Raw genomic sequence first — 14,769 nt, 5'->3', positions numbered from 1 at the left:
GCCGGCGTTCAGATAGGCCGCTTTCGAATTTGTTTAAATATGAACAGGGGAATTAGGTGCACCGCGTTGCTCACCGGATGCCCACTTGGCGAGCGTCTTACACTCGCCAGTGACACGGACGTGGTTAACCCGGCGTTCGCCCGGGGTTCGCCCGTGCTATACGGCCAGCGGCTCGATCAGCTCGGGGCCGTTGTTGCGGACGTTGTTGACGTCGGTGGAGACCGGATGGTGGGCGAGCAGGCCCGGGCCGGCGGGCACCAGCAGCCGCCTGGCCTCCTCGGCGGCGGTCAGGCCGGGGTCGAGCCAGTCCGCCCACCGCTCCCGCGCAATGATCATCGGCATCCGGTCGTGGATGCGGCCCAGCTCGTCCTGCGCCGAGGTGGTGATGACGGTGCAGGTGACCCGCCAGGCCTCGGGGTCGTCGTCGGGCCGGGTGCGGTCACGCCAGAACTCGTACAGCCCGGCCATCGCCATCACCGAGCCGTCGGCGGGGTGGATGTAGTAGGGCTGCTTGCGCTTGGCGGCCCTGCCGCCCCCGCCCGCCTGACCGGCGTCCTCCCCCGCGTACCACTCGTAGTAGCCGTCGGCGGGCAGCAGGCAGCGGCGCCGCTCGAACGCCCGGCGGAACGACGGCTTCTCGGCCACGGTCTCCACCCGCGCGTTGATCATGCGGGAGCCGACTGAGGGGTCCTTGGCCCAGCTCGGCACCAGGCCCCAGCGCAGGATGCGCAGCTGGCGGACCGGCTCGGCGTTCTCCGCGTCCTTAAGGGGCCGGGTCAGCACCGCGTAGACCTTCTTGGTCGGCGCGACGTTGTAGTCCGGTCGCAGCTCCTCCTCGGGCGCGCCGTCCACCGCGACCTGGAACTCCTCCAGCAGCTCGTACTTCTTGCGAGCCGACGCGTACCTTCCGCACATGAGTTCCACCATGCCATCGTCAAGCCTCGATCGCACGTATCTCTCGCACAGTTGAGCGAACGATCACCCGTACGGCGCGCGCCGCCCTGACGCCGCGGGGGCCCGCCTTCGATAGGCTTTCGAGCATGTCCGCCACCTTGTTGTGGCCCGCGCCGACCGCGAGCGGGCCCGTCCGCGCGACCGTCCGCCTGCCCGGCTCCAAGTCGGTGACCAACCGGGCGCTGCCGCTGGCGGCGCTGGCCGAGGCCCCCGGCACCGTACGGCGGGCCCTGCGCAGCCGCGACGCCGACCTGATGGCCGCCGCGCTGCGCGCCCTCGGCGCGGGGCTGACCGCCTCCGACGAGAGCGTCTCGGCGGCCGACTGGCATGTGGTGCCCGGCCCGATCCGCGGCGGGGCGTCGATCGACGTGGGCCTGGCCGGCACGGTCATGCGGTTCGTGCCGCCGATCGCGGGCCTCGCCGACGGCGAGGTGCGCTTCGACGGCGACGCCGCCGCCCGCCGCCGCCCGATGGGCCCGCTGCTCGCGGCGCTGCGCGAGCTCGGCGCGCGGGTGGACGGGGACGCGCTGCCGTTCACGATCCGCGGCCCGATCCGCGGCGGCGAGGTCACCCTGGACGCCTCGGCCTCCTCCCAGCTCGTCTCCGGCCTGCTGCTGGCCGCCCCGCGCTTCGACAAGGGCGTCACCGTCCGCCACGTGGGCCCGCCGGTCCCGTCCGCCCCGCACATCGAGATGACCGTGCGGATGCTGCGCGAGGCCGGGGCGCGGGTGGACGACGGCGAGCGCGACGTGTGGCGGGTCGAGCCGGGCCCGATCGCCGCCCTGGACCTCACCGTCGAGCCCGACCTGTCGAACGCGGCGCCGTTCCTCGCCGCCGCCCTGGTCACCGGCGGCGAGGTCACCGTGCCCGGCTGGCCCGAGCGCACCACGCAGGGCGGCGACGCGCTGCGCGGCCTGCTCGCCGAGATGGGCGCCACGGTGACCCGGGTGCCGGAGGGCCTGCGGGTGACCGGCACGGGCCGGGTCGGCGGCATCGACGCCGACCTGCACGACGTGGGCGAGCTCACCCCGACGATCGCCGCGCTGGCCGCGCTCGCCGACGGGCCCTCGACGCTGCGCGGCGTCGCGCACCTGCGCGGGCACGAGACCGACCGGCTCGCCGCGCTCGCCGCCGAGATCAACGCGCTCGGCGGCGACGCCCGGGAGACCGCCGACGGGCTGGAGATCCGGCCGCGGCCGCTGCGCGGCGGGGTGTTCCACAGCTACGAGGACCATCGCATGGCCACCGCGGGCGCGGTGATCGGCCTGGTGGTGCCCGGCGTCGAGGTGGAGAACATCGCCACCACGGCGAAGACCCTGCCGGAGTTCGCCCGGATGTGGGCGCGGATGCTGGGGGACGACGGCTGAGAAGGCGGCAGTACGACGAGGACGACGTCCGGGTCCGGCCGGGCAGGGGATCCCGGCCGAGGACGCGGCGCCGTCCCGCGCACGAGGACGCCGTGCAGGGCTTCGTCGTCGCCGTCGACCGGGGCCGCTACACCTGCCTGGTGCGCGGCGCGGGCCGCAGGGACCCGGACGTGACGGTGACCGCGATGAAGGCGCGCGAGCTCGGGCGCAAGGGCATCGTCGTCGGCGACCGGGTGAGCCTGGTCGGGGACGTCTCCGGCCGGCCCGACACGCTCGCCCGGATCGTGCGGGTCGAGCCGCGCACCTCGATCCTGCGCCGCAGCGCCGACGACGTGGACGAGGTCGAGCGGCCGATCGTGGCCAACGCCGACCAGCTCGTGATCGTCACCGCCCTCGCCGACCCGCCGCCCCGCCCGCGCATGATCGACCGCATGCTGGTGGCGGCGTTCGACGCCGAGATCGACGCGCTGCTGTGCCTTACCAAGGCGGACCTGGCCGACCCCGGCGAGCTGGTGGCGCTGTACGCGCCGCTCGGCGTCCCGCACGTGGTGACGCGCAAGGGCGGCCCGCTCGACGAGCTGCGCGCGCTGCTCGCCGACCGGGTGAGCGTGCTCGTCGGCCACTCGGGGGTGGGCAAGTCCACGCTGGTCAACGCGCTGGTGCCGAACGCCGGGCGGGCCGTGTCGCACGTCAACCCGGTGACCGGGCGGGGCCGGCACACGTCCTCCTCGGCGATCGCGCTCGAGCTGCCGGAGGGCGGGTGGATCATCGACACGCCCGGGGTGCGGTCGTTCGGGCTGGCCCACGTGTCGGTGGAGACCGTACTGGCGGGCTTTCCCGACCTGATCGAGGGGACCGTGCACTGCCCCAAGGGCTGCACGCATCTGGGCGCGGAGTGCGCGCTGGACGAGTGGGTGCGGGCCGGGCACGCGTTGCCGGCCCGGCTGGAGTCGCTGCGCCGGCTGCTGGCGAGCCGTGAGGGCGCGCTTGAACCGGACGAAAACGGCCCGATGGGCTGATCGTGGGCCGATCGAGACATGTCTGAGACTGTGGCGGGTCATGGGGGCGCGCTACCGTTCTGCCCTGTGAGCGCATACAACGACGACCTGCGGCTGGCGCACGTGATGGCGGACACCGCCGACGACCTGACCATGCGCCGGTTTCGCGCCGGGGATCTGCGCGTGGACACCAAGCCCGACCTCACTCCGGTGAGCGACGCCGACCGGGCGGTCGAGGAGCTGCTGCGCGGCACGCTGCGCCGCGCCCGGCCGCGCGACGCCGTCGTCGGCGAGGAGTTCGGCCAGACCGGGTACGGCACGCGCTCCTGGATCATCGACCCCATCGACGGCACCAAGAACTACGTGCGCGGGGTGCCGGTGTGGGCGACGCTCATCGCGTTGATGGAGCGCGGCCGGGTCGTCGTCGGCGTCGTCTCGGCCCCGGCGCTGGGGCGGCGCTGGTGGGCGGCCCGCGAGCAGGGCGCGTACGCCGGGCGCAGCCTCGCCAAGGCGACGCGCATCCAGGTGTCCTCGGTGGGCAGGCTGTCGGACGCCTCGCTGTCGTTCTCCAGCCTGCACGGCTGGGAGGAGCAGGGCCGGCTCGATCCCTTCCTCGACCTGACCCGCGAGGTGTGGCGGACCCGGGCGTACGGCGACTTCTGGTCGCACATGATGGTCGCCGAGGGCTCCGTCGACGTGTCGGCGGAGCCCGAGTTGTCCCCATGGGACATGGCGGCGCTGACGGTGATCGTGGAGGAGGCCGGTGGCACCTGGACCGACCTGTCCGGCGCCCCGAACGTGGACGGCGGGAGCATCGTCTGCACCAACGGCCTGCTCCATGGCGAGGTGCTCAAGCGGCTCGGGAGTTGATCGCCCGAACCAGCTGGGCGAACACGATGAGATTGTCCCGGTAGTGGTGGGTGCGATTGTCGAACGGCCCGCCGCAGGTGATGATCCGCAGCCCGGCCTTGCCGATGTCGCCGTACACCCGGTCGGTGGGGAACGACGTCTTCGGCACCCGGATGCGCTTGCGCACCGCGAAGACCGCGGTGCTGCCGTCGCGCCGGTCCACGTAGACCCGCGCGCCGTTGCGCACCTGGCGGAGCCGGTAGAACACCGCGGGGCCGGTCCTGGTGTCCATGTGGCCGGTCACCACGGCCGGTCCGATCTGCCCGGGGCTGGCGCTGCCGACGTACCAGCCGGCCACCCCGGCCCGGTGGAGCGGGGGTGGCTGGAGCCTGCCCCGGCGATCGAGGCCGATCTTGACGAGCGGCGCGTCGACCCCGATGGACGGGATGCGGATCCGGGTGGGAATCGCGAATCCCATCCGGAGCGACCGGGCCCGCTTGACCCTGGTCTGCCGGATCCCGGCCTGCTCGGTCCCGGTCTGGTCGGCGTCGGTCCGCCCGGACCGGGTCTGCGGTGATCGCGGGAACGGCGGCTCCGCCATGAGCGGCGGGTCCGGGCGAGACCGTACGGCCCCGCCCGTCACCTCGGCCATCGCCGCTCCGGGCGTCAGAGCCGCGATGCCGGCGAGCGCCAGGACGGCGACCGCCGCGTTCAGCACGCGGCGGTCGCTCGCCGGCCGATCTGGCGAACCCGCGGGTTCACCGGCCGATCCCGACGGTCCGTGAAACCGGATCACCTGTGCCGCGACTTGGCGTGCCAGCCGCCGCCCGCGTGGACGCCGGCCACCGGCCTGCCCCTGCACCACTTCTCGGTGCCCCACAGCCTGCGCTCGTCCCAGCGGTGGGCGATGCGCCCGGCGTCACGCGCGAGGAGGATCTGGTCGTGGGCGGCACGGTCCTCGTGGCGGTCACGCCGCTTGACGTCGATGTCGAAGATCGGCTTGCGGTCGTGCTTGTGGCCCCTGTGGTGGTGGTGCTTACCGAGCAGGTCGCTCTCCCCGGTCGCGTCGGTCGCTACGGGCTTCTCCACGTGGACGACGTCGTTGACGTTCTTGTCTTCGTCGCGGTCGAAGTCGATGTCCTTGTGGAACCGGTGATGCCCGTGGTGCGCGCCGAGGTGTCCCCTGCGGCCCGCGAAGGCGTCCCCGCGGATGGCGTCGCGGAAGCCCCGGCGGTGCGCCCAGTGCCGCACCTTGCAGTGGACGTTGGCGGCGGCGGAGATCTGAGCCGTCTGCTGCAGGCTCTGCGTGAGGCTCGTTGCACCGAACGCCGGCACCACGGCCGTTCCGAGAAGTCCGAGCGTCGCCACGCTCGCGAATGCGATTTTCTTCATCTTGCCCCCGACGGTTTTCTGCGGCCCGATTGATGTGGTTTGCAGCCGCATCGGGAGAGTTCACCGCTTCCGGGGCCAATGAAACGGCTGTCCGGGCTATCTGGTCACCCGTTTACCGATTATTAGCACTTCATATCGTACGCTAAGTCGCTTTATTAGCGAATATCACAGCATTCCAGTCAAATCGGATGTATTGGGACATATACTATGAAAGGGCGAGCGTGCGGTTGACCGCCTCGAGCAGGCTGCTGCGATAGGCCTCGCCGAACAGGCAGACGTGCACGAGCAGCGGGTGCAACTGGTGCAGCGGCACCCGGTCCCGCCACCCCTCCGCCAGCGGCGCCTCCTCCCGGTAGGCGGCCATGATCCTGCTCAGCCGGGGCGCGCCGAAAAGCGCGAGCATCGCCAGATCGGTCTCGCGGTGGCCGCCGTGCGCGGCCGGGTCGATGAGCACCGCGCCGCGGTCCTTCGACCACAGGACATTGCCGCTCCACAGGTCGCCGTGAATCCGGCTGGGCATTTCCGGCGGTCCAGATATTTCCGGCAATACGGATATTACGGATTCGATGCTGCGGACCTCGTCGTCCGACAATCGGCCGCGGTCGCGCGCGAGCCGTACGAACGGCAGCAGCCGCCGCTCGGCGTAGAAGGTCGGCCAGTCCGCGGCCGGGCCGTTGTCCATGGGCAGCTCGGCGATCCACCCCGGCCAAGGGGCGCCGTACCCATCCGCCCCCGCCCGGTGCAGGCGGGCCAGGTCGCGCCCGAACCGCTCGGCCGCCTCGTCGGTCGGCGCGCCGGTCTCGATCCACCCCAGCACGAGCCGGTCCCCGCCGACCTCGACCACCTCCGGCACCGCCACCGCGCCAGCCTCCCCCAGCCAGCGCAGCCCCGCCGCCTCGGAGGCGAAGTCCACGCCGACGTCCGCGGCGCGCTTGACGAAGACCTGCCGACCGCCGGGCAGCTCGCCGCAGTGCAGCGTCCAGCGATGACTGCGGCCGAGGTCCGCCGTGATCCGCACCCCGATCACCTGCGCCCCAGGGGTCGGCCGACGACCCGCGCGACGTGCTCGGCGACGCCCTCGGCGGCGGCCTCCACCATCGCCAGAACCCGCGTGAAGCCCTCCTCGCCGCCGTAGTACGGGTCCGGCACCTCGGCCCCCTCGGGCGCGTCCGGGTCGAACGACCGCAACAGCCGCACATCGCTCCCGGGCGGGGCCACGCGCCGCAGAGCGCGCAGATTCTCCCGGTCCATGGCGAGAATCAGGTCCCGCTCGGCGAACCACCGCTCCTCGAACCGCCTGGCCCGATGCCGGGATCCGTCGTAACCGGCCGCCGACAGCGCCGCCGCCGCGCGCTCGTCCATCGGCTCGCCCACGTGCCACCCGCCGGTTCCGGCGCTGTCCACGGTGGCCACGTCCGTCAGGCCGTGCCGCTCCAGCGCCGAGCGCAGCACCACTTCGGCCATCGGCGACCGGCAGATGTTCCCCAGGCACACTAGGCAGATTCGCATCATGCCCTCATGATTCCGCACCGGATGATTCCGCACCGGCGACACCTGGCTCGACGACGCCTCCGCCGCCCCGGCCGCCAAGTGCCACAGGAGTGACCCGTCCCGTTCACCACTCGTTCACCTTTGTCGGGGGATCAAGTCACCTTCGCTGCCTACCGTCCTAACCGACGAAGGACAAAGTAGGAGGATAGAGAACAGTGAACTACGCAGGCCGGCTCACTGCGGCCGTCGCTATCGCCGGCGTGCTGTCGCTGGGGGCGTGCGGCACCGATAACAACACGGGTGGCGGCGGCAGCACCGGCGCCTCGGCGGCCCCCGCCTCGAGCGGGGGCAGCGATCTGAGCGGCACGATCAACGCCGCCGGCTCCTCCGCCCAGGCGAACGCCATCGACGAGTGGAAGAAGGCCTTCCAGTCGCAGAACCCGAGTGTGAACATCAACTACCAGCCGAGCGGCTCGGGCGCGGGCATCCAGTCGTTCATTCAGGGCACCGTCGCCTTCGCCGGCTCGGACTCCGCCCTGAAGGACGACGAGGCCCCCCAGGCCGACGCGCGCTGCAAGACCGGCAAGGCCATCAACCTGCCGATGGTGACCGGCCCGGTGGCCGTGGTCTACAACCTGTCGGGGGTCGACGGACTGCAGCTGTCGCCCACGACGATCGCCGGCATCTTCAACAGCAAGATCACCAAGTGGGACGACCCGGCGATCAAGAAGGACAACCCGGACGCCAAGCTCCCGTCGACGCCGATCCAGGCCTTCCACCGCTCCGACGAGTCCGGCACCAGCGACAACTTCACCAAGTTCCTCAAGGCCGCGGCCGCCAACGACTGGCCGTACGAGCCCGCGAAAGCCTGGCCTGCCGAGGCGAAGGGCCAGGGCGCGAAGGGCTCCGACGGCATCGCCCAGGCGATCAAGAGCACCGACGGCGCGATCAGCTACGTCGAGCTCTCCTACGCGGAGAACTCCAGCCTCTCCAAGGCCAAGGTCGCCAACGGCTCGGGTGAGTTCGTCGAGCTGACCCCGGAGAGCGCGGGCAAGACCGTGGAGGCCGCCGAGATCGCCGGCACCGGCAACGACCTCAAGCTGAACATCGACTACGCCACCAGCGCGGCGGGCGCCTACCCGATCGTCCTGGTGACCTACGAGATCACCTGTGAGAAGGGTCTGCCGGCCGACCAGGTCGAGCTGGTGAAGTCGTTCCTCGGCTACACCGCCAGCGACGCCGGCCAGCAGAAGCTGACCGAGCTGGGCTACGCCCCGCTCCCGGCGACCCTGCTCGCCAAGGTCCGCACGGCCGTCGAGGCGATCTCCTAACCCGATGGCCACGCCACTCCGTACACGTGAGGGCGGGCCGGCCACGCGCCGGTCCGCCTTCCGGCGCTCTCAGGGTGAGGGACCCTTCCGGTACCTGACCACGGGCGCCGGGATCATCGTCCTCGTGATCATGGCGGCGGTCGCCGTCTTCCTGATCGCGGAGGCGATCCCGGCGCTGCAGGCGAACGCGGGGAACTTCCTCACCGACCTGACCTGGACGCCCAACGGCGACCCGCCGGCATTCGGCATCGCCGCCCTGGCCTTCGGGACCCTCCTCAGCTCCCTGCTCGCCCTGCTGATGGCGACCCCGGTGGCGATCGGCGTGGCCCTGTTCATCTCCCACTACGCGCCGCGGCGAATGGCCGGCGTGCTGGGCTACGTGATCGACCTGCTCGCGGCCGTGCCCAGCGTCGTCTACGGCCTGTGGGGTGTGATCTTCCTGGTGCCGCTGATGCAGGGACCGTCGGAGTTCCTCAACACCTACCTGGGCTTCATTCCGCTGTTCGGCGGGGATCGGGTCGTCGGCCGTTCGATGCTCACCGCGTCGGTGGTCCTGGCCATCATGATCCTGCCCATCATCGCGGCGATCTCCCGTGAGGTGTTCCTCCAGGCGCCCAAGATGCAGGAGGAGGCGGCGCTGGCCCTCGGCGCCACCCGCTGGGAGATGATCAGGATGGCCGTGCTGCCGTTCGGGCGGCCCGGCGTGATCAGCGCGTCCATGCTCGGCCTCGGCCGCGCGATGGGCGAGACGATCGCCGTCGCGCTCATCTTCCCCGCGACGTTCCAGATCTCCTTCCAGATCCTCGGGCCCACCGGCAACAGCATCGCCGCCAACATCGCCAACGGCTTCGGCGAGGCCACCCCGATCGGCCGCGGCGCGCTGATCGCCTCCGGGCTCGTGCTGTTCATCATCACCCTGCTGGTGAACATCGCCGCCCGCCTGATCATCGCTCGCCGCAAGGAGTACGCGAGGGCCGCCGCATGAGCCTCCCCCAGGGAATCCAGTCGATCTCGATGGGCCGCAGGATCAAGGACCAGATCGTCCGCGCTCTGGTCTATTTGGCGTTCGCGATCGCCGTCGTCCCGCTGGTGTCGGTGGTGTGGCTGGTCATCGCGAACGGCATCCAGCGCTTCGACATCGAGTTCCTCACCCACTCGATGCGCAACATCGGCGCCCGGGACGCCGGCGGCGGCGCGTACCACGCCATCCTCGGCACCCTGGAGCAGGTCGGCCTGGCCACCGTCATCTCCGTGCCGATCGGCCTGCTCACCGCCATCTACCTGGTGGAGTACGCGCAGGGCGGTCGGCTGTCGCGGGCCATCAGCTTCTTCGTGGACGTCATGACCGGCATCCCGTCCGTGGTCGCCGGTCTGTTCGTGCTCGCCTTCTGGGTGCTCGTGCTCGGCATGGGCTTCTCCGGATTCGCCGGCGCGATCGCGCTGTCCATCCTGATGCTGCCCACCGTGGTCCGCTCCACCGAGGAGATGCTGCGGATCGTGCCGGGCGAACTGCGCGAGGCCGCGTACGCGCTGGGCGTGCCCAAGTGGCGGACCATCCTCCGGGTGGTGATTCCGACCGCGTTCACCGGCATCGTCACCGGCATCATGCTGGCCATCGCCCGCGTCGCCGGCGAGACCGCCCCGCTGCTGCTCACGGTCTTCTTCACCGACTCGATCAACTCCGACCCGTTCAGCGGGCCCCAGATGGGTCTGCCGCTGTACGTGTTCGACCAGGCGGGACGCCCGACCGACACCGCCATCGCCCGCGCGTGGACCGGGGCCCTCACGCTGATCCTGATCGTCATGCTGCTCAACCTGGCGGCACGCCTCATCGCAAGGTGGCGAGCCCCCGCCGGAAACCGATAAGGGGTGCAAGCAAATGGCCAAACAGATCGAAGTCGCCGACCTCGACGCGTACTACGGGTCGCATAAGGCGATCGAAGGCATCTCGATGACGATCGAGCCTCGCTCCGTCACCGCGTTCATCGGGCCGTCCGGCTGCGGCAAGTCCACGTTCCTGCGGACGCTCAACCGGATGCACGAGGTCATCCCCGGCGCCCGGGTCGAGGGCAAGGTCCGGCTGGAGGACCAGGACCTCTACGGCTCCGACGTCGATCCCGTCTCGGTGCGCCGCACCATCGGCATGGTGTTCCAGCGGCCCAACCCGTTCCCCACCATGTCGATCTACGAGAACGTCGCGGCCGGCCTGCGGCTCCTCGGCCGGGTGCCGAAGTCGGAGACCGACGACGTGGTCGAGGCGTCCCTCAAGGGCGCCAACCTGTGGAACGAGGTCAAGGACCGGCTGCACAAGCCCGGCGGGGGCCTGTCCGGCGGGCAGCAGCAGCGGCTGTGCATCGCCCGGGCCATCGCGGTCAAGCCCGAGGTCCTGCTCATGGACGAGCCGTGCTCCGCGCTCGACCCGATCTCGACCCTCGCCATCGAGGACCTGATCAACGAGCTCAAGAGCGACTACACGATCGTCATCGTCACGCACAACATGCAGCAGGCCGCCCGGGTCAGCGACAAGACCGCGTTCTTCAACCTGGCCGCGCAGGGCGAGCCGGGCAAGCTCATCGAGATGGGCGAGACCACGAAGATCTTCACCAACCCCACGGAGAAGGCGACCGAGGACTACATCACCGGGCGGTTCGGCTGATTCGTCGCGAGTTCCATCTCGAGGAGAAACGGGTGGACCAGCCGCACATGGCATCCCTGGCGGACGTTCCACAACGGTCGGCGCCCATACTGCTGGTCGCCGACCCTGATACGAAAATCGTCAAGGAGCTGGCCACCGCGCTGGAAGCCGAAGGCGTCGAGGTGACCGGCGCCTTCGACGGCGCCAGCGCCCTGCTGCAGGTCGGAGCCCTCCGGCCTGACGTGGTGCTGGTCAGCTCCACGCTGACCGTCATCAACGCCGTCGACTTCGTCCGCGCGGTACGGCTCGCGCAGGGCGTGCCGGTCCTGCTCGGCATCGGCGAGGGCCACGCCGAGCAGGCCGTGCGCGCGCTCGACGCCGGGGCCACCGCGTGCGTGGCGCGGCCGTACCGGGTGCCCGAGCTGCTGCCCCTCGTGCAGGGCGCGGTCGCCGGCGACCTGCGCAGGGATCGCGCGGTGCTGACGATCGGCAACGTGGAGCTCGACATCACCGCCTACCAGGTGCGCGTCGGCGGCATGCTGGTGCACCTGCCGCTGCGCGAGTTCGAGCTGCTGCACTTCCTCATGCGCAACGCGGACCGGACGGTGACGCGCGAGCAGATCATGCGCCACGTGTGGCACTCGGACGACACCATGTCCACCAACACGATCGCGGTGCACGTCAAGCGCCTGCGGGCCCGGCTGCGCGACGACGAGGACCGGCTCATCCAGACCGTGCGGGGTGTCGGCTACCGCCTCGTCACCCCGCAGCGGACCGCGCCGGACCGAGCCCCGTCGGACTGATCTCGTGGCCGCCGGGGCCCGGCATGGTCAGCTGTCCAGCGAGGCTCCGGTCCGCCACTCCTCACAGCCCTCCTGCGTCATGCAGGCGCGCTTGGCGATCAGCGACAGGAAGATCTGCTCGGCCTCGTCGAAGTTCTTGGCGACCTTCGCCACGCCGTTCGTGGCGGCGGCGATCTCGTGCAGTTCCTCGGCGTCCGTGCCCCGGCCGTAGCCGATGAGCGAGATCGTGACCGGCTGGGTGGGCACGAACTCGCGTTTCAGCGTCGCCAGCAGCTCCTTCAGGGAGATGCCGTCATCGTCGTCGTTCTTCCCGTCGGTGAACACCACGATCGAGGTGAGCTTGTTCGGCACCGGGTTCTGCGACGCGGCGCGGAACGCGGCCAGCACCGAGTCGTACAGGCCGGTGTCGCCCTTGGTCTTGCGCGGCAGGCGGCGCAGCTCGTCGATCACGGCCTGCTTGTGGGTGCGCCCGTCGATCTTCTCCTCGAGCGGGCCGAGCGGCACCAGTTCGCGGTGGTCCTTGCCGTCGCCCAGTTTGGTGGCGAACACCCACAGGCCGACGTCGCTGCCCTTGGGCAGGGCGCGTACGCCCGCCTCCGCGAGCCGTACGGTGGCCTGTGCCCGGGTCTGCTTGGTGCCGGGCACCTTCCGGTCCATCGAGCCGCTGATGTCGAGCAGGAGCAGCGCGCGGGTGTCGGCGACGAGCAGGCGGGCCTGGAGCAGCCCGCGCAGCGAGGTGGCCGCGTCCGGGGGCGGGATGCGCGGAGGCTCCTTCGTCAGCAGCCCGTTGGCCGGCGACAGCGCCGGGCCGCCCTTGCCGTCCGGCGTGCGGAACCCGGAGTTCCTGATGGCCTGCTGTCCCCAGGGCGAGGCGATGGCACGCCGGAACTCCTCGGCCAGCCTGCGGCTCTCCGCGGACGTGGTGGTCACGACGTACGGATAGTCGAGCGCGAGGGTGCCCTCACGGGGATAGACGCCGGTCACCGGGCGGTCGCTGTCGGCGGAGTTGTGCGCCAGGACGGCCTGCTCGCTGGCGACGACCACCGGGTCCTTCGTCTTGACGTCGTCGAAGACCTCGAACAGGGTCCGTTCGTCCGCGACCACCGAGTTCCGCAGTTGAAAGACGGCCTCGTTCGCCGCCTCCGCGAGATCGGGCCGCTGGTCGGCGACGGCGCCGATCACGCTGAGCGCGGCCAGTCCCACGGCGTACCGGCCCGGGGTGGGCAGCCGGACGACCGCCTTCGACATCCGCTCGTGTTCCGGGGTGCCGGGGATGAACATCGTCCAGCTCGTCTGGTCGCGGCCGTCGCGCAGCTTCTGGACAGTCGTCTCCATCGCGGCGACGATGACCGGTGAGCGGGCGATGGACCGGCCCTTCTCCAGCATCGGCTGGAGCAGCGTCGTCTGGCTCACCCCATCGGGCCCGCTGCCGGCGTCCTGTGACCGCAGGTTGGCGAGGTCCACCCAGACCGACGAGTCGGGAATCCACACGTCCGGCCGGTCGGCCATGCTCACGATGTCCTCGGCGACGTCGGCCGACGGGCGGATGCGCGTCTCGATGCTCACGCAGGAGTGCTCCGACTCGTATCGGCGGGCGATGCTCTGCAACGCCGGGTGAATGTCGGCCGCGGACACCACGATGAGCTGTGAACGCCCCTCGCAAACCGGCTCGCTGAACAGTGAGTAGGTCACGCCGGTGAGGCTCACCAGCAGCCCGAGCCCCACAACGACACCGGCGATCGTCCGTACCCGCCCGGCTCTGCGGCGATGCTGCGGACCATCCCGATCCCGTCTGACTGCGAGCTCTTGACCATGGTGCCTACCATCCACGCTGACCAACACCAATCAGCCGAGACGAGCCATTTGCGGGAGATGCCTTGAGTGGCAGTAGCGTAGCGTGTCGACAGTCACGACAACATTAATTACACGCCGCCTGTTTGGACCCTTTTGACCCCACCCACTTCACAACCCTCAGTTTCCAAAGTGATCCCACAAAGTCAACCCAACACCCAACCCGACACATCCCCCCAAAAGCCCCCTAATCCTGACCACCGCCACCCTCCGCCTGCGGACAGGAGTACGAAAGTGGCCGGTGCCCGGCAACGTCGCTCAACCGGGCGAGCTCCTTACCGCCACTCCACCCGCCCCGCGCAGATTCGCCTGCATGCGCACCGGTACTGCGAGGAGGAGTACGCAGGTGGCCGGCTGCTTGGCAACGTCGCCCAGCCGGGCGAGCTCCTTACCGCCACTCCACCCGCCCCGCGCAGATTCGCCTGCATGCGCACCGGTACTGCGAGGAGGAGTGCGAAGGTAACCGGTCCGCGGCAAGGTCGGGTCAACCGGGCGGGCTCCGTTCCGGCGCTCCAGCCGCCCAGCGTGGATTCGCCTGCATGGGCACCTGTTTGTCTGTATGGGCACCGGTACGGCGAGGAGGAGTACGAAGGTGGCCGGTGCCCGGTAACGGCGGCCAACCGGCCGAACCGCACTGACACCATGCCGATGATGATCATTTGCCCGGCGACCGACGGCACCGCCAAGCGGTCGGCGGGAGTCTAGGGTCAGGCGTCCGCGATTGGATTGGGGAGTGTTGAGGGTTGTGATGCATGCCCGGCCCGCGACCGGACATCTTGCCTTGACCCCTCGGAGCTCCAGCCCCGGCACCGCAGGCGGGAAACCAGGCCCGAGAACGCGCACACCACGCGCACATACGCCAGCCCCAGAGGCACCCGCGCCTGCCAAGCCCCCGTCCCAAGGGCCATGCCCGACCCCGCCCCGCACCAGCAAGCCGGACCCAAATCACGCGTCCCCGGACATGCGAAAGCCCCCGGACACCGAGACATAAATCCCGGCCCGGGGGCCTTTCACACTATGAAGATGTCCGGCGGCGTCCTACTCTCCCACACCCCTTCGAATGCAGTACCATCGGCGCTGGAAAGCTTAACTACCGGG

14 protein-coding genes are annotated in these 14,769 nt (G+C 70.5%); 8 read left to right on the top strand and 6 right to left on the bottom strand.

The features are described from left to right. Positions 1-156: 156 nt before the first annotated feature. The gene (locus AB0K60_RS36915) at positions 157-915 is read right to left on the bottom strand and encodes an SOS response-associated peptidase (RefSeq protein WP_364066268.1); all 759 of its coding nucleotides are present in this window, start codon (positions 913-915) and stop codon (positions 157-159) included. Between the two features lie 125 nt (positions 916-1,040). On the opposite strand from AB0K60_RS36915, the gene aroA reads away from it, so the two are divergent. The 3 genes from aroA (at position 1,041) to hisN (ending at position 4,189) form a co-directional block, all read left to right on the top strand. Beyond that, on the top strand, positions 1,041-2,321 hold the full coding sequence (aroA, locus tag AB0K60_RS36910) for a 3-phosphoshikimate 1-carboxyvinyltransferase (protein ID WP_364066266.1): 1,281 nt from the start codon (positions 1,041-1,043) through the stop codon (positions 2,319-2,321). Continuing rightward, a complete protein-coding gene (gene rsgA / locus AB0K60_RS36905) occupies positions 2,318-3,340 on the top strand; it encodes a ribosome small subunit-dependent GTPase A (RefSeq protein ID WP_364066324.1) in 1,023 nt (340 codons plus the stop codon). Before aroA ends, rsgA begins: the two co-directional genes overlap by 4 nt. A gap of 66 nt (positions 3,341-3,406) precedes the next feature. After that, positions 3,407-4,189, top strand: a complete 783-nt coding sequence (gene hisN / locus AB0K60_RS36900; RefSeq protein ID WP_364066264.1) for a histidinol-phosphatase — start codon at positions 3,407-3,409, stop codon at positions 4,187-4,189. Here hisN and AB0K60_RS36895 read toward each other — a convergent pair. The 4 genes from AB0K60_RS36895 to AB0K60_RS36880 form a co-directional block, all read right to left on the bottom strand. Further along, complete coding sequence (locus tag AB0K60_RS36895) at positions 4,170-4,886, bottom strand: class F sortase (RefSeq protein WP_364066262.1); 717 nt, start codon at positions 4,884-4,886, stop codon at positions 4,170-4,172. The genes hisN and AB0K60_RS36895 overlap by 20 nt on opposite strands. 74 nt (positions 4,887-4,960) lie before the next feature. Next, positions 4,961-5,560, bottom strand: a complete 600-nt coding sequence (locus tag AB0K60_RS36890) for a hypothetical protein (RefSeq protein WP_364066259.1) — start codon at positions 5,558-5,560, stop codon at positions 4,961-4,963. Positions 5,561-5,765: 205 nt separating this feature from the next. Next, entirely contained in the window at positions 5,766-6,578 is an 813-nt protein-coding gene (locus tag AB0K60_RS36885) for a fructosamine kinase family protein (protein WP_364066256.1), read from the bottom strand. A 5-nt stretch (positions 6,579-6,583) separates the two neighbouring features. Further along, entirely contained in the window at positions 6,584-7,072 is a 489-nt protein-coding gene (locus AB0K60_RS36880) for a low molecular weight protein-tyrosine-phosphatase (RefSeq protein ID WP_364066254.1), read from the bottom strand. A gap of 194 nt (positions 7,073-7,266) precedes the next feature. On the opposite strand from AB0K60_RS36880, the gene pstS reads away from it, so the two are divergent. From pstS to AB0K60_RS36855, 5 genes are read left to right on the top strand one after another with little or no spacing between them, the layout of a single operon-like run. Continuing rightward, positions 7,267-8,382, top strand: coding sequence for a phosphate ABC transporter substrate-binding protein PstS (gene pstS / locus AB0K60_RS36875; RefSeq protein WP_364066251.1), 1,116 nt, complete (start codon positions 7,267-7,269; stop codon positions 8,380-8,382). 4 nt (positions 8,383-8,386) lie between these two features. Continuing rightward, positions 8,387-9,367, top strand: a complete 981-nt coding sequence (gene pstC / locus AB0K60_RS36870) for a phosphate ABC transporter permease subunit PstC (protein ID WP_364066249.1) — start codon at positions 8,387-8,389, stop codon at positions 9,365-9,367. After that, positions 9,364-10,248 (top strand): phosphate ABC transporter permease PstA, encoded by an 885-nt coding sequence (gene pstA, locus AB0K60_RS36865; protein ID WP_364066246.1) that lies wholly within the window; start codon positions 9,364-9,366, stop codon positions 10,246-10,248. The genes pstC and pstA overlap by 4 nt, the downstream gene beginning before the upstream one ends. 13 nt (positions 10,249-10,261) lie before the next feature. After that, on the top strand, positions 10,262-11,038 hold the full coding sequence (gene pstB / locus AB0K60_RS36860) for a phosphate ABC transporter ATP-binding protein PstB (protein WP_364066244.1): 777 nt from the start codon (positions 10,262-10,264) through the stop codon (positions 11,036-11,038). Positions 11,039-11,070: 32 nt separating this feature from the next. Further along, on the top strand, positions 11,071-11,820 hold the full coding sequence (locus AB0K60_RS36855; RefSeq protein ID WP_364066241.1) for a response regulator transcription factor: 750 nt from the start codon (positions 11,071-11,073) through the stop codon (positions 11,818-11,820). A gap of 27 nt (positions 11,821-11,847) precedes the next feature. On the opposite strand, the gene AB0K60_RS36850 is transcribed toward AB0K60_RS36855, so the two are convergent. Continuing rightward, the gene (locus AB0K60_RS36850) at positions 11,848-13,512 is read right to left on the bottom strand and encodes a substrate-binding and VWA domain-containing protein (protein ID WP_364066238.1); all 1,665 of its coding nucleotides are present in this window, start codon (positions 13,510-13,512) and stop codon (positions 11,848-11,850) included. Positions 13,513-14,769: the final 1,257 nt, after the last annotated feature.

Origin of the sequence: Thermopolyspora sp. NPDC052614, assembly GCF_040678635.1 — a bacterium.
In the GTDB taxonomy this organism is placed as follows: domain Bacteria; phylum Actinomycetota; class Actinomycetes; order Streptosporangiales; family Streptosporangiaceae; genus Thermopolyspora.
Note: the sequence above shows the minus strand (reverse complement) of the source record. Positions and strands in the feature narration are given on the sequence as shown.

What these genes read in the sequence shown, in the direction of transcription:
- AB0K60_RS36915 (WP_364066268.1), bottom strand. Translation starts at nt 915, where the DNA reads ATGTGCGGAAGGTACGCGTCGGCTCGCAAGAAGTACGAGCTGCTGGAG.
- aroA (WP_364066266.1), top strand. Translation starts at nt 1,041, where the DNA reads ATGTCCGCCACCTTGTTGTGGCCCGCGCCGACCGCGAGCGGGCCCGTC.
- AB0K60_RS36890 (WP_364066259.1), bottom strand. Translation starts at nt 5,560, where the DNA reads ATGAAGAAAATCGCATTCGCGAGCGTGGCGACGCTCGGACTTCTCGGA.
- AB0K60_RS36880 (WP_364066254.1), bottom strand. Translation starts at nt 7,072, where the DNA reads ATGATGCGAATCTGCCTAGTGTGCCTGGGGAACATCTGCCGGTCGCCG.
- pstC (WP_364066249.1), top strand. Translation starts at nt 8,387, where the DNA reads ATGGCCACGCCACTCCGTACACGTGAGGGCGGGCCGGCCACGCGCCGG.
- pstA (WP_364066246.1), top strand. Translation starts at nt 9,364, where the DNA reads ATGAGCCTCCCCCAGGGAATCCAGTCGATCTCGATGGGCCGCAGGATC.
- pstB (WP_364066244.1), top strand. Translation starts at nt 10,262, where the DNA reads ATGGCCAAACAGATCGAAGTCGCCGACCTCGACGCGTACTACGGGTCG.